General features: G+C 48.2%; 18 protein-coding genes and 1 tRNA gene. 6 read left to right on the top strand and 13 right to left on the bottom strand.

What is annotated here, in order from left to right; genetic code table 11:
* Window positions 1-62 precede the first annotated feature (62 nt).
* On the top strand, window positions 63-1,085 hold the full coding sequence (locus tag ACZ5LF_RS03765) for an FUSC family protein (protein WP_380570484.1): 1,023 nt from the start codon (window positions 63-65) through the stop codon (window positions 1,083-1,085).
* Here ACZ5LF_RS03765 and dinB read toward each other — a convergent pair.
* Entirely contained in the window at window positions 1,082-2,149 is a 1,068-nt protein-coding gene (gene dinB / locus ACZ5LF_RS03760; RefSeq protein WP_380570485.1) for a DNA polymerase IV, read from the bottom strand. The genes ACZ5LF_RS03765 and dinB overlap by 4 nt on opposite strands.
* Before the next feature lie 57 nt (window positions 2,150-2,206).
* On the bottom strand, window positions 2,207-2,779 hold the full coding sequence (locus ACZ5LF_RS03755) for a DUF3267 domain-containing protein (RefSeq protein WP_380570486.1): 573 nt from the start codon (window positions 2,777-2,779) through the stop codon (window positions 2,207-2,209).
* Between the two features lie 87 nt (window positions 2,780-2,866).
* Between ACZ5LF_RS03755 and ACZ5LF_RS03750 the strand changes: the two genes are divergently transcribed.
* Both ACZ5LF_RS03750 and ACZ5LF_RS03745 read left to right on the top strand, forming a co-directional pair.
* Window positions 2,867-3,907, top strand: a complete 1,041-nt coding sequence (locus tag ACZ5LF_RS03750; RefSeq protein ID WP_380570487.1) for an NAD(P)/FAD-dependent oxidoreductase — start codon at window positions 2,867-2,869, stop codon at window positions 3,905-3,907.
* 104 nt (window positions 3,908-4,011) lie between these two features.
* Window positions 4,012-5,388 (top strand): hypothetical protein, encoded by a 1,377-nt coding sequence (locus ACZ5LF_RS03745; protein WP_380570488.1) that lies wholly within the window; start codon window positions 4,012-4,014, stop codon window positions 5,386-5,388.
* A gap of 87 nt (window positions 5,389-5,475) precedes the next feature.
* Here the strand turns inward: ACZ5LF_RS03745 and ACZ5LF_RS03740 are convergent, their stop codons facing one another.
* The 3 genes from ACZ5LF_RS03740 to ACZ5LF_RS03730 all read right to left on the bottom strand — a co-directional run bounded on the left by ACZ5LF_RS03740 (window position 5,476) and on the right by ACZ5LF_RS03730 (window position 7,451).
* The gene (locus ACZ5LF_RS03740; RefSeq protein ID WP_380570489.1) at window positions 5,476-5,793 is read right to left on the bottom strand and encodes a hypothetical protein; all 318 of its coding nucleotides are present in this window, start codon (window positions 5,791-5,793) and stop codon (window positions 5,476-5,478) included.
* A 152-nt stretch (window positions 5,794-5,945) separates the two neighbouring features.
* Entirely contained in the window at window positions 5,946-6,371 is a 426-nt protein-coding gene (locus ACZ5LF_RS03735) for an Ohr family peroxiredoxin (protein WP_380570491.1), read from the bottom strand.
* A gap of 75 nt (window positions 6,372-6,446) precedes the next feature.
* Entirely contained in the window at window positions 6,447-7,451 is a 1,005-nt protein-coding gene (locus tag ACZ5LF_RS03730; RefSeq protein WP_380570492.1) for a thermonuclease family protein, read from the bottom strand.
* 144 nt (window positions 7,452-7,595) lie between these two features.
* On the opposite strand from ACZ5LF_RS03730, the gene ACZ5LF_RS03725 reads away from it, so the two are divergent.
* Window positions 7,596-7,667 (top strand) — tRNA-Val (locus ACZ5LF_RS03725).
* 80 nt (window positions 7,668-7,747) lie between these two features.
* Here ACZ5LF_RS03725 and ACZ5LF_RS03720 read toward each other — a convergent pair.
* The 3 genes from ACZ5LF_RS03720 to ACZ5LF_RS03710 all read right to left on the bottom strand — a co-directional run bounded on the left by ACZ5LF_RS03720 (window position 7,748) and on the right by ACZ5LF_RS03710 (window position 10,233).
* Window positions 7,748-8,275, bottom strand: coding sequence for a hypothetical protein (locus ACZ5LF_RS03720; RefSeq protein WP_380570493.1), 528 nt, complete (start codon window positions 8,273-8,275; stop codon window positions 7,748-7,750).
* Window positions 8,276-8,320: 45 nt separating this feature from the next.
* Window positions 8,321-9,706 carry a 23S rRNA (uracil(1939)-C(5))-methyltransferase RlmD gene (gene rlmD, locus ACZ5LF_RS03715; protein WP_380570494.1) on the bottom strand — a complete coding sequence of 462 codons (1,386 nt, stop codon included), beginning with the start codon at window positions 9,704-9,706 and terminating at the stop codon, window positions 8,321-8,323.
* A gap of 107 nt (window positions 9,707-9,813) precedes the next feature.
* On the bottom strand, window positions 9,814-10,233 hold the full coding sequence (locus ACZ5LF_RS03710) for a hypothetical protein (protein ID WP_380570495.1): 420 nt from the start codon (window positions 10,231-10,233) through the stop codon (window positions 9,814-9,816).
* A 151-nt stretch (window positions 10,234-10,384) separates the two neighbouring features.
* Between ACZ5LF_RS03710 and ACZ5LF_RS03705 the strand changes: the two genes are divergently transcribed.
* Window positions 10,385-11,284 (top strand): protein-ADP-ribose hydrolase, encoded by a 900-nt coding sequence (locus ACZ5LF_RS03705; protein ID WP_380570497.1) that lies wholly within the window; start codon window positions 10,385-10,387, stop codon window positions 11,282-11,284.
* Between the two features lie 59 nt (window positions 11,285-11,343).
* Here ACZ5LF_RS03705 and cysK read toward each other — a convergent pair whose 3' ends face one another.
* From cysK to ACZ5LF_RS03680, 5 genes are all read right to left on the bottom strand, one after another.
* Window positions 11,344-12,261 carry a cysteine synthase A gene (gene cysK / locus ACZ5LF_RS03700; RefSeq protein ID WP_380570498.1) on the bottom strand — a complete coding sequence of 306 codons (918 nt, stop codon included), beginning with the start codon at window positions 12,259-12,261 and terminating at the stop codon, window positions 11,344-11,346.
* A 187-nt stretch (window positions 12,262-12,448) separates the two neighbouring features.
* Entirely contained in the window at window positions 12,449-13,432 is a 984-nt protein-coding gene (locus ACZ5LF_RS03695; protein ID WP_380570499.1) for a tRNA dihydrouridine synthase, read from the bottom strand.
* Window positions 13,433-13,479: 47 nt separating this feature from the next.
* A complete protein-coding gene (locus tag ACZ5LF_RS03690) occupies window positions 13,480-14,325 on the bottom strand; it encodes an MBL fold metallo-hydrolase (RefSeq protein WP_380570500.1) in 846 nt (281 codons plus the stop codon).
* Between the two features lie 80 nt (window positions 14,326-14,405).
* Window positions 14,406-15,761, bottom strand: coding sequence for a 23S rRNA (uracil(1939)-C(5))-methyltransferase RlmD (rlmD, locus tag ACZ5LF_RS03685; RefSeq protein ID WP_380570501.1), 1,356 nt, complete (start codon window positions 15,759-15,761; stop codon window positions 14,406-14,408).
* A complete protein-coding gene (locus ACZ5LF_RS03680; protein WP_380570502.1) occupies window positions 15,739-17,550 on the bottom strand; it encodes a 5'-nucleotidase C-terminal domain-containing protein in 1,812 nt (603 codons plus the stop codon). Before ACZ5LF_RS03680 ends, rlmD (ACZ5LF_RS03685) begins: the two co-directional genes overlap by 23 nt.
* A 125-nt stretch (window positions 17,551-17,675) precedes the next feature.
* Between ACZ5LF_RS03680 and ACZ5LF_RS03675 the strand changes: the two genes are divergently transcribed.
* Window positions 17,676-18,470 carry a glucose 1-dehydrogenase gene (locus tag ACZ5LF_RS03675; RefSeq protein ID WP_380570503.1) on the top strand — a complete coding sequence of 265 codons (795 nt, stop codon included), beginning with the start codon at window positions 17,676-17,678 and terminating at the stop codon, window positions 18,468-18,470.
* Window positions 18,471-18,478 lie beyond the last annotated feature (8 nt).

The raw sequence follows: 18,478 nt of genomic DNA, 5'->3' as shown, positions 1-18,478 counted from the left end.
TAACAAACTCTTCATGCTATACTAGAATTGAAAGACTTAAAATTTTAGAAGGAAGCATGAATATGAGATTTGATATAAGAAAAATAATCGGTCCCCGCATCATCAAGACTGGCCTATCGACATTCTTGACTGCGCTCATCTGCCTCTGGGTGGGCCTGCCCCCCATATTCGCTGTAATCACTGCCATAGTGACGATAGAACCGACAGCGTACGCTTCGTTAAAAAAGGCATATGTCAGATTTCCGGCATCCATCATCGGTGCGTTCATCGCCGTAGCTTCACTCTATATCCTTGGAGAAAATGCCTTTACCTATTCAATAGCGGCCACACTCACCATATTCATCACATACCACCTCAATCTACAGGCCGGGGTGCTGGTAGCTGCAATCACTGCTGTGGCGATGGTGCCTTCAGTTGGCGACGCCTACGTCTATAACTTCACTTCAAGGCTCGCTACAACCACTATAGGCCTGGCAACAAGTACACTCATCAACTTTCTGGTCCTCCCTCCAAAGTATGGTGACCAGATTGAGGCGCTTTCCGCCTCCTCAACAAAAGAAATCCATAAACTCCTTATCCGAAGGCTTGGAGAACTCATCGAAGGCCAATATGAATCCGATAAGAGCGAACGTGCCTACGCTAAGATCCAAGGCTCCATCCTAAACTCAGAAAAGCTTCTGAGGTATCAGCAAGATGAATACCGCTACCATAAATCCAATCGTGAAGAGATGCGGCTGTTGAACAGCCTGGAACGTGAACTCCAGTTCAAGAAGCTGTACTTTACCCACCTCGGCAACTTGATCTACCTGCCCGACAAATTATCCATGGATTTCACACCGGAAGAAAAAAGGGCCATACAGGAAATCACCGCCTATCTCCATTTGGATCTCGCCTCCCTATCGATGACCAATCCTGCAATCCGCTTCCTCAGGAAGGATATCCGCAAACTGGATGATGAAGAGGATTCTTTTAAAATCCACTTACTATATGAGATCATCATCATCTATCAGATGATCGTCCAACATAAAAAAGCGGGTTCCAATCCGCAGAAAGTCCAGACTGGCAACAGACATAAATCAAATTAGAGGAGATCGTATATCGTCAGGTTGCGGTATGTGCGGTCAGATAAGTGTGAAACTGTCACCCCGATCAGCCTTATGGCTTCATCGGGGGATTTCAATTCGTGGTAGAGATTGTAGGCGTAATGGTAAAGTTCTTCTTCAGTGAAGACTGGATTCGTCGTCATCATCTGTCTCGTATGGGTTGCATAGTCCGTCGTCTTCATCTTGACGGTGACCACCCCTCCGGCATACTGCTGAAGCTCGAGCCGGCTACTCACTTGAGTGCATAACGAACCGATCACCTTGAGGATCTCATCATCATCATTTATATCGTAGTTGAAGGTCGTCTCCTTACCGATGGACTTCCGTATCCGCTCGACCTTCAGTTCCGACGTACCGATGCCCCGCGCCTTCTGATATAGGCTGATGCCTTTTTTCCCGAACTGATTGACGAGATCGGCCTCACTCCATTCATGGAGTTCTTTGCCGTTTCGTATTCCAAGCTCATGCATTTTTGCTTCAGTCACGCGGCCCACTCCCGGAAATTCCCCGATATCCATATTGAACAATACTTCCTGTACATTATCGTAATGGATGACGGTCGTCCCGGCCGGTTTGTTCATACCTGATGCAATCTTTGCAAGATACTTGTTGTAGGATATGCCGCTTGATGACGTCAGTCTGGTCTTTTCGAATATCTTCCGTTGGATTTCAAGTGCTATTGCGCGCGCCGGCCGTTGCCGGCCTACGAGGTGTGTAATATCCAGATAAGCCTCATCCAATGAAAGTGGCTCTACAACTTCGGTATATTCGAGGAATATATCCATGATCATTTTAGATACAGCTTTGTAATGGTCGAATCTCGGACGCACATAGATGCCGTCCGGACACAGTTTATATGCCTGTTTAGTCGGCATCGCGGAATGCACACCGAACTTCCTCGCCTCATAGCTCGCAGTCGCGACCACACCACGGCTCACCGATTTACCACCGACAATAATCGGCTTTCCCCGGTATGCCGGGTTATCCCTTTGCTCCACCTGTGCATAGAAGGCGTCCATATCGATGTGAATGATTCTTCTCTCCATGACATCCACCCATCCAGAAATATTTAAGCCAGTATAACATAAAACGAACAGATGTTCCTAGTGCATGCCCCCCGGATGAGTTCTATACATCGTCATACCGACCTCGGTATCTTCAACAAACTTCATATGATTTTTGCGCATGAGCAGATACACGTAGTAGAAATCACCTGCACATGCTCCGGTGTGGAGGGCAAGAAGATATTTGAAGGCACCGTGTGAAGTGGTCATCATCAGAATCAGCATCAATGTGGTAATGATGATGAAGGGCATCAGGATGATTATGATGAACCGTCCCCTGCTGAAGACCTCCCCTGGTGCCGCAGCATAGAACATCCCGGACTTATAGCCGAAACGCACTCGGCCGGATGGTGCAAATATCTTGAAGAACAGACCATGGATGGCTTCGTGGAAAGTGATGATGGCAAAAAGAAGTGCCATGACAAAAAATACTGCTCCGAACACACCAAGCTGGTCAAAGCCGGCTAAAGCGGAACTCCCTCCACCGGCTGCGAATAGCTCTAGGAGATAAAATACCGCAAATGACAGAATCGTAATCGAGATGGTCATTATATTCAGTACCTTAAGCACCGAGTGATCTTTAAACACATCCAATACATATTTATCTTCCATTGTAGAACTCCTTTCAGATGCACTGTATCATAATACAATCAAATAATGTTAGACTACTATAAAGCATTAGAGACAGGAGTGTATAGAGTGATAGATTTCACCATCATAGGCGGCGGTATCGCCGGCGCCTCCACCGCATACCATCTTGCGAAGAAAGGGTATGCCGTCAGATTGTACGACCGTAACGATACCGGCAAGGCCACAGAGGCCTCTGCGGGCATCATCTGCCCCTGGGTCAGCCAGAGGAGGAACAAAAAATGGTATGCCCTGGTAAGAGAGAGCGCAAAATACTATCCGGAGTTCATCGAAGCACTTAAAGCCGAAACTGGCCTCGACAGTGGTTATAGGCGGGAAGGTTCAATCAGCCTATTCAAGGACGACCATGTACAGGAACTTGCCTTCAAGCGTATTTCGGCCAAACAGGCAGATGCGCCTGAAATGGGGACGGTCCGGAAAGTCTCAAGGGAAGAAGTCGCACAGATGCATCCAGATTTGACCGACCTCTATCCAGGGGTCCTGGTCGAAGGCGGCGGCCAGGTCAAGGGGGCTGAACTATTGAAAGCTTTGAAAGCCGGCTTCCTTAAATATGGCGGGGAATGGATCAATGGGGAATTTGACCCCTCCAATGCATCAGGCACCCTCATCTATGCAACTGGTGCCTGGGGCATTGAACAGCAGCACGAACCTCATATACGCCACCAGCGCTCTGAAGTACTGCATTTCCGCCTCAAGGATTCGAACAACAAACAGCCTCGTCCTGTCGTCATGGCACTCGGTCCGATCTATATCGTCGAAATGGGAATCAATCAATATGCGATTGGTACCACCCATGAAGACACTGATAGTTTTTCTGCGGAACCATCAGAAGAAAATTACCGATATCTAAGGGATCTCGCTGAGCGATACTTCCCCGATTCCACCATAGAAGACATCAAGATGATGGTCGGTCTAAAGCCATATGCGCGTGACTTCCTCCCTTTCATCGGTGCCGTAGATGATAGGACGATAGTGATAAACGGCATGGGCGCAACAGGTCTTACCGCAAGCCCCCTTGTCGGCCGTGAAGTGGCGAATCACCTCACAGGGCAAGACACAGTGCTTGATCTGAATGATTTTTCATACCTATAGGATTTCACCTGTCCCATAGGTCACTCAGATCGCCTCATATATAATACGAAGGAAGGTGTTGCATTGAATATCCTGCGTAATCCAGGTGTAAGGAAGGTGTTGCATTGAATATCCTGCGTAATCCAGGTGTATTGAACAGTTTCTTTTACATATATGGGTCCTTATTCCTTCTGTTCCTGCTGCAATTCTTTACAGGAAGCGAGTTCCTCTCATATACCACGACTGTCTACACGATTGGGGTACTGCTCATCTCATGGGTTTTCGGTTCCAGGCTGTTTAAGATCATCGGCGTTCTCTTCATCACTGCCGGTATAGTGCTTTCGTTATCAGCAGGCAACAGCATTGCAGCTGTTGCCTCCCATATCACGGACAACCTGCCCTTATTGTTCTTCTTCAGTATCCTGCCATGGATCGGCATTGTCGTGAAAGTCGGGGGTATGGATTCGAGCATCACGGACATGATCCAAGACAAGGCAGATAGGGTTGAAAAGATCTATGGCAAAAGTATGTTCACTTCATACTTCCTGGCCATCTTCCTCAACATCTCAGCACTCTACATCATCCAAAATGTCTTATGGCGCCTGTTCGAGAATGAAGATGATTCACTCAGGAATACATTCATCATCAAATCTACATTGCGCGCCTTCGCCCTGGCTGTAATCTGGAGCCCCCTTGAAGTGATTGTAGGCCTCACTGTCGACTCGACAGGCACTTCCTACTTTACACTTTTGCCATGGCTCATCGCCGTCTCCCTGCTCGTAGGCCTGATTGAACTGTTCATTGCCACAAAAGAATTTCAAGGCATGACACTTGACGTCCAGTCCCCGGAAATCGACAGCAAGCGGCTAATCAGGACACTCTTAAAGATGCTCTTGTTGCTCGTCAGCTTCCTCGGGGCAGTGATGATCCTCAACACTTGGGCTGCCCTCGACTTCATCATGACCATTGCTTTAATCATACTGCCGTTCTCCTTTACCGCCGCGCTCATCATGCGCCGGTTCAGGCTGTTCCTGAAAACGGGGTGGTCGACTTGGAAGGATCATAATAATCACCTTCAAAATTTTGCCGTCCTATTCTTGTCGCTGGGCATATTCGCAGGCGGTTTCAACAGCAGTGCCGCCCCCTCCATGATGCAAAAGGTCTTCGGCTACGTCGATCACCTGCTTGTTCTGATCCTGATACTCATCATGATCGTCATCTATGGCCTTGCGATGGTCGGCGTTCACCCAGTGGCGACACTCGCCATTTTAGCAGAGGTGCTGGTGCCGGTGTTGACGCCTGAAAATGCATTGAGCATCTCTTTGGTCATGATCGTCTGCGGCATGGGCATATCCCCTGCTGCACCGTATGGCATCAATGCCACCATGACCGCACAGAGCATGGGGCTCAACCCCTATAAAATCACCAGAATGAACATTGGATTCTCCATCAGGATGGCATCAATCGGCATTTTGATAGCAATGCTCGCACTCATCTTCTGACCCTTTATAGTGTGACATAACTAAATAAAGCCCGGGCATCCCCTGATAAGAAAGAGGACGTCCGGGCTTTTCAAATATGTTTCACGCTTAAATCATATAGTAGAACAGCCATGTGAATATGAACAGCAGTATATATCCGAATACCAGCAAGTTCAAAAGGCCGGCGAAACCAAGCGCAAGACGCTGTGCCTGAGTATATCCTTTGATGTAACCTAGTATTTTGTAGCCGATAAGCATCAGGAGTGGGATGACGAATAGGTATGAGAATATGAGAATGAAGCGCGGGTTTCCACCGCCGACATCAAAAAGGGTAAACAAGACCACACTTGTAAGAAACAATGCAGTGACTACCGCAAAATACCCCCGGACGCCGATCTTTGTCTGCCCTTCTTCTTTTCGGGTCATAAGATAGACCGCCAATAAGATGATTCCTATGTAGAGTGCACAAATAAGATAAACCAGAGTATTCTCCTCCATTTGATGGGTTTTATCAATGTATTATAACATTCATGACATGAAAAAGGGATGGGGGCCGAGCTCCCATCCCTTTTGAGTTATTACTTGGTAGTGGCATTAATCTTGACGTCTATACCATTTTGAGCCATTTTGGAATACGGGCAGAGTTTGTGCGCATCCTCTACATACTTGTCTGCGTCACTTTGTTCTACTCCTTCAAATTCCACCTCGACTTCAGCTCCAAGTTTGAAGCCTCCATCCGTCTCGTCCTTCAATAGTTTTGCTGTTGCCTTGACCGCACGCTTGACGTCATCCGCCTTCGCTTTTTTTAAGACACCGTCGAGCGCACTGTTGAAGCATGCACTATATGCTGCTGCAAATAGCTGTTCGGGATTCGTTTCTTTCGTGTCTTCGCCCGACATCTGCTTCGGCTGCTTGACATTCATCGAAAAGGATTTATCTTCGCTATGGACCTCGCCATCGCGGCCACCCGTGTTGATCATCGTAACTTGATACAATGGTTCCATTAAAAGCTCAACTCCTTTGTAGTCTATACTTAGTATATTGACGTTTCCAGGAAGCATTAAACATGATGGCCTGATTCAGTCACACGCATACCCGTCTCGATCGCCATCCATTTTGAGGCTATACGCAGGATGCCCCTCCTTCACCCCGTCGGGGTGTACCTGCCTCAATTCTGTACAGTTCCTGAACTGGTTTTTTGTACCTGTATCGCCATTTCCACGATTCTCATCTTTTTGGTGGGCCTCGGAATCAAAGGGCTGATCAAGTGACCAGATGCCAAGCGATTCCTCTTTGGCCTTCTCCTGTGCTTCCTCCAACCGGTCCAGATGTGTAGTGTTGGGGGGATTTATATAACGGACTTGTGCAAGCCCTTCCCTGACAAGGGTTTCATTGACCATCTTGCCATCTGCGTAGATATAGGCGAGGTAGCGCTCGTAATGATCCTGCTTCGGTCCGACATCGAATTCGACCTCTATAGTGTCTGCCCCACTCAAAATTTCCTTCGTCCGTGCCGATGCTTCTTTACCGTAGGGCTGCTCCCCAATCCGTGGGTGGTTCGTCTCCGGCGTATCTATCAGCAGATAACGGAACGAAACATCATTGCCTTCAAAATTAAAACGCGTGGTGTCACCATCTATGAACGAAGCAACGGTGACCACAGTCCGTTCCCCATCCGACCCCGATGCCCCAGGCGCTTCCCGCGCAGGGCTTTCTGTATCATCAACTACGAATATCGAAACTGCCAACATTGCAATGGCACAGAAAAGTGCAATGGCAGCATACCTCAAATAACCTTTTGATGACTCTCCACGAGCCTTCTTCACTGCATAGACGACACCGAACGCAATGGCTGTAGAAACGGCGTACAGTGCTGTAATGAGGAGGCCGGTTCCAAGCGTCGAACTGCTGTCCATAAGCGCAGTCAGTATAGCCAGCACACCGGCGACCGTAATCAGCATCAAAGCTGTCTGCCAACTTTTTTTGTATCCTTTGCCCGATATGTATAGGGACACACCTTTAATGAACATAACCAATGATATGAGAGCTGCGATAAATGATAATATAAGAAATACAAAATCCATGCGGAACCTCCAGTACTTTCAGTTTTCAACGCTTTAAATTATGGGCACGGGCAAAAGAATGTGTAAAATGTACACATTCCATTATAATGCCATTGACAAATCCATATCTCCGTTGTAAATTTGAACATGTAGAAATTATATCAAGACCCCGTAGCTCAGCGGGAGAGCACTTGCTTGACAGGCAAGGGGTCGGTGGTTCAAATCCACTCGGGGTCATATTAAATCACCCAGTCCACGGACTGGGTGATTTTTTTGTTCACTCAATGTGCAACGCTTGATCCAACCTCTCCAATTAGTCAGGATAGCATATCCGCCATCTGCCAAGGTTCCCTTTTATAGAGCTTAAACATGAAGTACATGAGGACAACGATTGAGAATGGCAGAGATTCCCCATCAAATTGCGGATCAGAAAGGATCAGTGTCTCCCTGGCGGCCACATCTTCCTTGACGGTGGCAACATGGCGTCCATGGTAGTAGACTTCCATATCGCCCGCCCAATCCTCTTCTATGCTCAGGAAACGCCCATCAATCTTGCCGTCCACACGAAAATGGAGGAGATTGCTGCCGGGTCTTTCCTTGAAGACCATTTCTCCCTGGTCTGTCTGCAGGATGTACTTGGATATATTCATATCCCGGAACTTCCGCTTTTTTAGGCCGAGCTTTACTATCCTGCCTTGTGCAGAAGTATAGGAGTAAGTATTACGCCTCTCACAGTTCCTCAGCACCGTGCGGTCGATCTGTGCAATCTCATCCCCGGATTCATCTTCTATAAGAACCTTGTGTTTCCTCGAACCTGGAGAAAGTGAATAGCGATATTGTTTCATAACTGCCTCCTTGAAGTTTAGGCTAATTACATTCTGGATCGGACATTATGCCTTCTCGAGCAATGCGACAAGTTCTATATGCACAGTATGTGGGAACAGATCAACCGGCTGGACCCTCTTGAGTTCATAGCCATATTCGCGTAGCCAAGTGATGTCTTCAGCGAAACTTTCCGGGTTGCATGATACATAGACGACGCGGTCGGTGCCGAGTCGTCCAATTCTGCGCATCACCTTGCCACCAGCACCGGAACGTGGTGGGTCCAGCATCAAAAGATCAGGGGTCCCCCATGTCTGTAAAATCTCATCCATTCCGCGGCGGGCATCTTTTGCCAGGAAATAAGTGTTATTGATGCCATTGTCTTTAGCGTTTCTTTTTGCCGATTCAATGGATGTCTCCACTATCTCTATGCCTGCAAGCGCCTTAACCCGCTTCGCGAAAGGCAAGGAGAAGGTGCCGACGCCGCAGAAAAGGTCGATCATGCGATCTTCACTTCCCACTTCTGCCATCTCAATCGCCAATTCAACAAGTTTCTCGGCCTGTTCAGGATTCGTCTGGAAGAAGGTATCAAACCAAATCCGATATTTATAGCCATACATCTCATCATGGATGTAATCACGGCCATAAAGGAGGTGTGTATGCTCTGCCTGCGCCACATCCGCCCAATCTGTATTCTCCATCCACATGAAGCTGACCAGTCCACTGAATTTGCTGCTCAACCGCGATATCAGGTCATCCACTGCCTTTTGATGCGCCTTTGGGGAGTCGGTAGCGAAAATCGCAAGCATGAGTTCTCCGGTTTTCTGTGAATATCGGGTCATGAGATTGCGCAGCAGTCCAGCGTGCGCATCCTTATCATAACCTGGGAGGTCATGGTCTTTCTGCCACCGCGAAACTTCAAGCATCGCCTGCACCATCGGACCACCTGCTATCAGACATGTGTCCAGGTCGATGACATTCCGGAAATTGCCGAGCTCATGCAGCCCCAGCCCGCCTTCAGGACCGAAAGTGAATTCCATCTTATTGCGGTATTCCCAAGGCGTCTCCATACCGATCGCATCTGCTGCAACATCGGGGTCGAACCCATTCCCCGCGAGAAAACGGCGCACTTCGGCCACCTTATAGGCCAATTGCCCCTGGTAATCCCAATGCTGCCAGACGCACCCTCCACATTTGTCAAAATGGGGACAGGGCGCTACAGTGCGCTCCACACTTGGCTTGATGATTTCATCCGGCAGTGCCCTGGCGCGTTTTCGGTCGGGATTCGCTACTGTCACCTGTACTTCTTCTCCAATCAATGTCTGGGGTACGGTGAGCTTCAATTTCCTCGGATTGATGCCACCCCCGTCTCGCCAGACGTGCCCCCTACCGGAGCCCTTCTTATCAAGCATGTCTATTTTCACTTCATATGTTTCAGCTTTATTGTTCGACACTCAAGCACCCTCCATCTGTTCTCTTTATCATCATTCTACAATATCCATCGATACTACCACAATTGTATGTTGAATTTTATATGGGCCAATTGCCAAGTGACCTTATTTTATATAAAGATTGCGATGAGCCCCCCTACTGCAAAACCGAATATCGCATGACCGAGAGTCCAGTAGAACCATGCAGCCGCATCATCCTTTGAAGGGGGTGTTTCAGTCAATGCACTCAGAAAATAAAGCACGCCGCCTCCCGCAGTGAAGACAACCATATAGGGCCACACCAAAGACTCAAGGCCGAGCGGCAACAAGATATAGTAGAGCACCACCGCACTCGATATGCACGTTGCATAATGGAACAGGATACCCGTTATACTCTTATCGCTCCATTGTTTAAGTACTGGTATATAATCCATATTGTAGAGTAGTATATCCGCTTTATTTCCCGTCGCCTTCCTCACAATCTTCATAATTGCCGCAAGCAACACTCCTGAAATGAAGCCGATCAGAACAAGTTTCAAAAATGTAATCATCCCATTCCTCCCAGTTAAATTGTGTTCTTTCACTATACCCTTTCTCTATGGATTTTACTTCCTGAATCGTTGTAATCGAACAAATCCTTCTGAAACGGATACATGGCATTATTCAAATATTCATGACAAAATATACGGTGAGGTGATTGAAATGGCAAATATCAATATGGATAACTACAAGAAAGCGATCAGGTTGGAAGAACCGTTCGCTCCAGCTATGAGTGACATCGATGATAAAGCGGTGCTCGCTGAACGTGTGCTTCTTATGCTGCGCAATGAAAAGGCCGGCACACAAGATATAGATATACCAGAAGATTATACCGCCCAGCGTAAACTTATCCGGGCACTGCTCAATATCAGGCAACCGCTCCCCCTCGATAAGGAAATGATGCAGCTGCTTGACAAACTCCTCCATATTGAAAAAGAGGAGAAAGAAAAGATATCTCCTGAAACAATCAGAAGCATTCAATCCGAGTTTCCTAAAACGCGTTTCAAGGAAGCGGATAAGATGGCCCTATGGCAGGGCGACATTACAAATATAGAAGCGGATGCCATCGTCAACGCCGCCAATGAAAAATTGCTCGGATGCATGCAGCCGCTCCATGGGTGCATCGACAACGTCATCCACTCAGCAGCAGGTCCAATGCTCAGGGATGACGGAGCCGAAATCATCCATCGACAGAAAACGGATGAGGAAGCTGGGAATGCCAAAATCACGAGAGGCTACCATCTCCCTGCAAAGTACGTCATCCACACCGTTGGACCAGCCCTCTCCGATGGAGAAGAAGTATTAAGCAGACATGAAGAAACTCTAGTATCCAGCTATAGGTCATGCCTTGATATTGCACAAGAAAAGGGAGACGTCAAAACGCTCGTCTTCCCGGCCATTTCCACCGGTGAGTTCAATTTTCCGGAAGAGCATGCAGCAGAAATTGCTGTATGGACGGTCGATGAATGGCTCAAAACACATGAGCATCATTTCACCAAGGTCATCTTCAATGTATTCACAGAAGCGGACAAGGCTATCTACGAAGCAGTATTAAATGCTTGAATCCGCACCAGCGGTACATTTGGTCATAAAAAAACGGCAGAATGGATCTGCCGTTTTTTCTATTCTATTAAGCCCATGCTCATATAGCGTTCCCCTGTGTCCGGTGCAATTGCTGCCACACGTTTACCGGGGCCAAGTCTCTTCGCGACCTCAATCGCTGCAAATACAGAAGCACCCGCAGAAGGCCCGACAAAAATGCCTTCTTCCTTAGCCAACCTCCTGAACATATCGACTGCATCATCATCCTTTATTTGAATGATTTCATCCCATATATCGGTATTCAATATATTCGGGATAAAGCCAGGGCTCGTCCCGACAAGCTTATGCTTACCAGGCTTGCCCCCCGACAGTACAGGCGAGCCTTCAGGCTCCACCACAGCAATGCGCAAGTCTTTAAGGTGCTCCCGTAAAGTTTCACCGGTACCTGTGATTGTACCGCCTGTGCCGGCTGTTGCGACAAATGCGTCGAGATCATAATCGAAATCATCCAGGATTTCAATCGCCGTCGTCGTCCGGTGGATATCCGGATTGGCACTGTTTTCGAATTGTTGGGGGATGAAACTGTTAGGCAGTTCAGCATGCAGTTCCTTAGCCTTCCGGATGCACCCCGGCATCTTCTCCTCAGCCGGTGTCAGCACCACTTCAGCGCCATACGCCTTCAGAAGGTTGATGCGTTCACTCGTTGAGCTGTCAGGCAGGACGAAAATCGCGTCATAGCCTTTTGCCGCCGCATTCATCGCCAACCCTATACCGGTATTGCCGCTTGTTGGCTCGATGATGGTTCCGCCCGGCTCAATCAATCCATCCGCTTCAGCCTGGTCCAGCATGCTGAAGGCCGCACGGTCCTTTACACTTTTGCTCGGGTTGAACATTTCAAGTTTTACATAGACATCAGCAGCGCCTTCTGGCACAACTCTGTTGAGCTTCACCATAGGTGTATGCCCGATCAAATCAACAATGCTGTCGACTCTATTCATATGATGATCCCTCGTTTCTTTTAATCCCTACTTCATTGCTATACTATAACATTCTTCACCCGGCTGTTAAAGCAGCGTGCCTATTGGAGTCTGGATGCGACTCCCCTCATCCCATGACTCCTGAAATAATTCCCACCTTAAAGAACTCCTGATGCTTAATCAGGAGTTCATGTCAAAATTGAGGATGTCATACTTTCTGTTCTTCTGCTTCCTCGAGTTCAAACGCATCAAGCAGAGCCCGCGCTTCTTCGGTCGATTTTGTGCCCATCATACTGTTTCTAAGCGCGCCTGCGCCCCTGAACCCTTTTATATAAATTTTGAAAAAGCGGTGCAGGGCAGTATATTTGCGGGGCACCTCTCTATTGTAGCGATCATACAGATCGAGATGTGTCCTCAGTAGATCAAGCAGTTCTTTACTGCTATGCATTTTCGGTTCCTTCTCGAACGCGAATGGGTTCTTGAAGATCCCCCGCCCGATCATGACGCCATCCACCCCATATTTTTCGGCGAGCATCATGCCCGTTTCGCGGTCGGGAATATCACCGTTGATGGTCAGCAGCGTATCCGGGGCGATTGCGTCGCGCATTTCCTGGATTTCTGGAATCAGTTCCCAGTGAGCATCACACTTGCTCATCTCTTTACGCGTACGCAAGTGGATGGAAAGGTTTGCGATGTCTTGCTCGAATAGATGTTTGAGCCATTCTCTCCACTCGTCGGTCTCTTCATACCCAAGGCGTGTCTTGACGCTGACCGGCAAGCCGCCGGCTTTCGCCGCCTGTATGAGTTCTGCTGCGATTTCCGGACGCTTTATCAATCCACTCCCTTTACCGTCTCCAGCCACGTTAGGAACAGGGCACCCCATATTCAAGTCGATGCCTTTGAATCCTTCTTCAGCCATCCCGATGCTCATCCGGCGGAAGTGTTCTGGGCGGTCCCCCCAGATGTGGGCGACGATCGGCTGTTCATCTTCAGTGAACATCAGTCGGCCCCGGACACTGTCGATGCCTTCTGGATGACAGTAGCTGTCTGAATTTGTAAATTCCGTAAAATAAACATCCGGAGCAGCCGCTTCTGCAACGACATGCCGGAATACAACATCCGTCACTTCTTCCATTGGTGCCAACACGAAGAACGGACGCGGCAGTTCATGCCAAAAATTATCTTTTTTCATATGTTTCCTTCCTTCTTACAACAATCATCTTTTATCTGCCAATGTGGTTAGTCCACATACTTGCCATGCTTAGGCTTCGCCATCTCATCAAAGTTCTCAGCCAGTTCCTTCAGGCCATCAGCCAACAGTTCCCCGGAGAGGGGTTTCCCATGCCCGGTCACTGCAACACTCGGTTTGAGCGCTTCAAGAGTGACCACGGATTCTTTGGCGGATGGCCAATCTGTGGTCAGATATCTCGGTGGCCCGCTGATCACCAGTTCCTGCGTCAATACTTCATATAGATTTTCCTGTCTGACAGCAACAAAAGCGTCGCCTGCAATCAATGTCCTGTCACGCTCCCTGAATAGGGCGACATGACCCGGGGTGTGCCCTGGTGAATGGAGCCATTTGAATTCCGGCATATGCGGTACACTACCGTCCTCGGGAAGCGGTTCTACATTATCTCCCAAATCAATCGGATCTACCGGGAAAATCGGCGATGTCTTGGCGACCATCCCTCCCTCAACGGTAGCGTCCGGTTTCGGGTAGGGCTCCTTGCCGGTCAGAAACGGCATTTCCAGCTTGTGGGCGTAGACCGGAACATCCCAATACTTCACCAGCTCGATGATGGCTCCTACATGATCGAAGTGGCCGTGGGTCAAAATGATCGCCTGTGGCCGGCGTCCTTCCCCGAAACGATCTTCAACGGCTGAAATGATTTTCTCGTGCGCGTTTGGCATGCCTGCATCCACCAGCACAAAGTCACCCGTCTTCGGATCACCGACAAGATGTATATTGACTATTTGTATTGTGTAGGTGAAAAGATCCGGCAATACTTCGATGCCTGTGCCGCTTTTGATGGATGTAGCCGGCACGGTTTTATAATCTTCTCCATAATTCATTTGCTCGTCCATAAATGGCACCTCCTTGAAATCATATTAACTTTTACCCTTTGCGCAGAAAATCATGTGATGTCGAGGCAGACGCTCCCAGTCTATTTCAATTCCAGGCGTACCACCGCTTCTACATGATTCGTCTGTGGGAACATATCGACCGGTGTGACCGGTCCGGCTTTATAGCCATGCTCCGTCAAGTAGTTCAAGTCTCGCTGGAGGGTACTTGGATTGCATGATACATATACAATCTTCTCCGGCGCCACTTCTGCCAAAGCTTCCAGAAATTCGGGGTGGCATCCTTTCCTCGGGGGGTCCACAAAGACGACATCAGGTTCGACGCCTTGGCTGACGAGCCGCTTCATGACATCTTCCGATTTGCCCAAGTGGTATTCTGCGTTATCCACACCATTCAATACTGCATTTTCCCTTGCGTCAAGGACAGCCGACTCCACACTTTCGATGCCGATGATCTTTTTCGCACTGTCTGTTGCACATAATCCGATCGTCCCGATGCCGCAATATGTGTCGATGATCGTTTCGTCACCTTTTAAGTCAGCCAGCTCAATTGCTTTTTGATAAAGCTTTACCGTCTGCGTATGGTTCACCTGGTAGAAGGATTTCGCTTTGATGCGGAACTGCTTGCCGAGCAGTGTATCGGTGATGTACGCATTGCCGTACAATGTTATGGTTTCATCTCCGAAAATGACATTCGTCTTCTTGTCATTGATGTTCTGGACGATGCTTGTCACCATCGGGAATTGTTTTGTGATTGCTTCAATGACCGGGCCGAAGAGGTTTTTCTTGCCGTTCGTGACGAAGGCCACCTGCACTTCGCTGTCGTCGTGGTTTGAGCGGATGATGACGTGCCGAACCAGGCCTTGGTGCAATGCTTCATCATAGACTGATATCCTTGCTTTGTTGAATTCATCCCTGATGAATACCATCAGTTCATTATGGATGTCCTTTTGGATGAGGCAGTCATCTATATCAATGATGTCATGGCTACGCGGACGGTAGAATCCCATTTCAACTTTGCCGTCATTGAATTGCACGGGTATCTGTGACTTGTTGCGGTAATTGAATGGGGGCTCGGCACCTATGATGGATTCTATCTTGAGGTCGAGTTTTCCCATGCGGTTGATCGCCTTGTCGACGGTAGTTGTCTTGAAATGTTGCTGCTCAAGATAATCGAGTGTCTGTATCTGGCATCCGCCGCATTGGAAGTAATAGGGGCATGGCGGATTGATTCGGTTGTTTGACGCCTCCTTGACCTCAAGTGTCTTGCCGAAACCGAATTTACGGTTGGCCTTCACCACTTTAAAATCTATCTCCTCACCTTTCAGCACATCCGGGATAAAAATTGGATAGCCTTCTATCTTCACCACACCCATGCCCTCGTGCGTATAATCTTCGACTGTTGCGGTGAATCGCTCATTCTTTGCCACTTGTGCCATGCTTATCCTCCTTTAAGTCAATTTCATACCAGCTGAACCCGTTGCCAAGTTCTTCGGTATGCCTGACTGCTTGTTCATCCACATATGCTTTTGCATGTGAGGCGGTCTTGAACATATACGTGCCGCCCGGGATGATGGTCATCGGTCTCTTATGGTCAAAATGTGGATTCGTCCTCATATATTCGATGACGATATCCCGTACGGTCCTTTGTGATTCATGGAGTATTTCGGCGTCTCTCAGGAACGGGGTATAGGCTACCCTGTAGTTGTTTGCCGGAACAATGAAGGAATCCCCCGGTTTTATGTCCCTGCCCTGGTATTTCATTTCGGTGACACGTTCACTATCATTGATTTTCTTCGCCGTTCCACTGTAGCGCGCCGAGCGCGAGATGTCGAATGTATACTCCAGATCGAAGAATGTATCGAAGTTATAGCTTGGAAAACCGTTTTTGGAACTATTGGCTTTCAGCAGATCTTCATTTTCATTTGCCTGATTGAACTGGGAGGCGCTCCACTCCAGCCATTCCTTGAGAATACCTCCATCTATCTTGATGATGACCATCGAGTTTGTATGTTTATAGAGGTCAATCGCTGCACTGAGGGTAAGTTCCCCTCCCGCCAAGACTGTGAAGTCATGCGGTCCATCCCTGCCGGCTTTCGTGACAGCATTGAAGCCGAGCACCGGTAACCGTTCCAGGTCGCCGCGACTGATGAGTGTTTCGGCGTATGCCTTGCTGGCTTCCGCTACGGCTTGGACTGCTTTGGAAGGAATGATGCGGGAGAAATAGGTATGCCACGTTTCATCTATATGGCCAATCGGTTCGGAAAGATAATCCAGTACCTTCCTATGGGAAGCTTCATATTTTGATAACGTCTCCCTAGTTGGAGTGAGGCTTTCGGATTCAATCAGATGTGCCCTCGAATTCTTGATTTCAAAAGCCCCATCATCATCTACCCCCAGGTCGAACTCAATGCACCCTAAGTGGCTCGCTGAAACACCCGGCTGCACCATCGGTTTCCCGTTGACGGCACCACGCTTGAAATCAATCGCATCAATCCGCGCTTCGAAGTTTCGGTCTGGAAAGAATTCGTGGGTGTGCCCGAAGATGATGCCATCCACATCTTTCACCATAGTCATGAGGAATGTCTGGTTCTCACCATAGAGCCTGATATGGTCAGGATCCTTGCTCATGCCGGAGTGGGACATCAGAATGACGATATCGGCACCCGCCTCCTTCATCTCTCTGGCAGTATGCTTTACCGTCCTATTCATATCCTCGACCTCCACCCTACCTTCAAGGTGGAATGCGTCCCATTTCATGATCTGGGTGGGCACTACATTCAAAAAGCCGATCCTGAGCAATCCTTCTGGCGTCTGTTTGTCTATGATGACATATCTTTTTATAATATCACCGAGCGCGTGTTGATGGAAGTCGACATTTGCATTGACGATCTCCGCCTCAACCTGACGATAGGCTTTAAGGAGGTAATCGAGGCCGAAGTTGAATTCATGGTTGCCAAGGCCGATTACATCATATATGTCATTCATCACTTCAATGGCGAGGAGCGGGTCATCACTATGCCGGTAGTCATAATCATTCCATACATCCCCTTGGAGGAAGTCCCCATTATCGACAGTCATTACGATATCATCCGGATGCTTTAAACGATGAGCATCCATGAAAGATTTCAGATGCAGCAGACTTTTGGACTTATATATGTCATTAAAGTAATCGTGCGGATATATCGCACCATGCACATCACTCGTTGCAAAAATTGTTAGTTTCATCGGACACCTCTTCAAATCTTATTGCTGTCATTATATCAAATCATCTGCACTTAGGCTTGGGGGGAGCAAAATTGGGTATACATATTAAGTAAACGATAAAGTAAATGATCAGGAGGAATGCATGCATGTATAAAGATTTGGCAGGAAAGACTGCAGTTGTGACAGGCGGTTCGAGCGGTATCGGCAAATCGATTGTAAAGAGGTACCACGAAGAAGGAATGAATGTCATGTTCAGCTACCATAGTGGCAGCGAAGAATCCCAAAGGTTGGTGGAATCACTGAACGGCAATGAAGAATCTCGCGTTGCAACAATGCAATGTGATGTCACAGAAGAACAGGATATCATCAATCTGATTGATGATACCATCAAAAAATTCGGCGGCATCGACGTACTCGTCAATAACGCCGGCATCCAAAAAGATGTCAAAAGCCACGAATTGTCGGTCGATGAATTCGATAAGGTCATCAACACCAATCTGCGCGGCACATTCATCGGTTCACGCGAGGCCTTGAAACATTTCCTCGACACAGGAAAAAAAGGGACGATCATCAATGTATCAAGCGTTCATGAAATTATCCCATGGCCCCATTTTGCGCATTATACAGCGAGTAAGGGCGGGGTCAAGCTGCTTACGCAGTCGTTGGCGCTTGAATATTCACGGCTTGGCATCAGGATCAATAATATCGCCCCGGGCAGCATCAACACACCTATAAATGAAGAGTTCTTCTCGACCCCTGAAGAAAAGGAGGGCGCCGATGATTTTGTACCGATGGGCTATGTCGGTGAACCTGAACACATTTCCAACATCGCCGCCTTCATGGCGTCCGAGCAATCCGTATATATCACCGGCCAGACGATAGTGGCGGATGGTGGTCTAAGCCTCTACCCTTCCCATAGGGACCCTGAATACGATGGATAAGGTAAATA

This window comes from Salinicoccus siamensis (assembly GCF_055391965.1).
The sequence above is the reverse complement of the archived record's forward strand: the minus strand, read 5'-3'. Positions and strand labels throughout refer to the sequence as shown.

Bases quoted from the DNA above. Each gene is read 5' to 3' on its own strand.
- cysK (WP_380570498.1), bottom strand. From the start codon at position 12,261: ATGAATAGAGTCGACAGCATTGTTGATTTGATCGGGCATACACCTATG.
- ACZ5LF_RS03740 (WP_380570489.1), bottom strand. From the start codon at position 5,793: ATGACCCGAAAAGAAGAAGGGCAGACAAAGATCGGCGTCCGGGGGTAT.
- ACZ5LF_RS03730 (WP_380570492.1), bottom strand. From the start codon at position 7,451: ATGGATTTTGTATTTCTTATATTATCATTTATCGCAGCTCTCATATCA.
- ACZ5LF_RS03765 (WP_380570484.1), top strand. From the start codon at position 63: ATGAGATTTGATATAAGAAAAATAATCGGTCCCCGCATCATCAAGACT.
- ACZ5LF_RS03680 (WP_380570502.1), bottom strand. From the start codon at position 17,550: ATGAAACTAACAATTTTTGCAACGAGTGATGTGCATGGTGCGATATAT.
- ACZ5LF_RS03690 (WP_380570500.1), bottom strand. From the start codon at position 14,325: ATGGACGAGCAAATGAATTATGGAGAAGATTATAAAACCGTGCCGGCT.
- ACZ5LF_RS03695 (WP_380570499.1), bottom strand. From the start codon at position 13,432: ATGAAAAAAGATAATTTTTGGCATGAACTGCCGCGTCCGTTCTTCGTG.
- ACZ5LF_RS03705 (WP_380570497.1), top strand. From the start codon at position 10,385: ATGGCAAATATCAATATGGATAACTACAAGAAAGCGATCAGGTTGGAA.
- ACZ5LF_RS03720 (WP_380570493.1), bottom strand. From the start codon at position 8,275: ATGAAACAATATCGCTATTCACTTTCTCCAGGTTCGAGGAAACACAAG.
- ACZ5LF_RS03710 (WP_380570495.1), bottom strand. From the start codon at position 10,233: ATGATTACATTTTTGAAACTTGTTCTGATCGGCTTCATTTCAGGAGTG.
- dinB (WP_380570485.1), bottom strand. From the start codon at position 2,149: ATGGAGAGAAGAATCATTCACATCGATATGGACGCCTTCTATGCACAG.
- ACZ5LF_RS03755 (WP_380570486.1), bottom strand. From the start codon at position 2,779: ATGGAAGATAAATATGTATTGGATGTGTTTAAAGATCACTCGGTGCTT.
- ACZ5LF_RS03735 (WP_380570491.1), bottom strand. From the start codon at position 6,371: ATGGAACCATTGTATCAAGTTACGATGATCAACACGGGTGGCCGCGAT.
- rlmD (WP_380570501.1), bottom strand. From the start codon at position 15,761: ATGGCACAAGTGGCAAAGAATGAGCGATTCACCGCAACAGTCGAAGAT.
- ACZ5LF_RS03675 (WP_380570503.1), top strand. From the start codon at position 17,676: ATGTATAAAGATTTGGCAGGAAAGACTGCAGTTGTGACAGGCGGTTCG.